Genomic DNA, 262 nt, shown 5'->3' with positions numbered 1-262 from the left:
CCCTCAAGCTCGGCAAGCTGACCGCCTTCTACGATGACAACGGCATCTCCATCGACGGCCACGTCGACGGCTGGTTCACCGACGACACCGCCCTGCGTTTCGAAGCCTACGGCTGGCACGTGGTGCGCAACGTCGACGGCCACAACCCGGACGCCATCAAGGCCGCGATTGAAGAAGCCCGCAAGGTGACCGACAAGCCGTCGCTGCTGATGTGCAAGACCGTTATCGGCTTCGGTTCGCCGAACAAGGCCGGCACCCATGA

At 63.4% G+C, this 262-nt stretch carries 1 protein-coding gene; it reads left to right on the top strand.

Annotated features, from left to right (window positions below; all coding sequences use genetic code 11):
• Positions 1–262 (top strand): thiamine pyrophosphate-binding protein (locus tag AC4IFT_RS22540; RefSeq protein ID WP_490752969.1); only part of this gene is annotated, 262 nt, incomplete at both ends.

The organism is Providencia sp. UF-183 (genome assembly GCF_058246155.1).
Note: the sequence above shows the minus strand (reverse complement) of the source record. Positions and strands in the feature narration are given on the sequence as shown.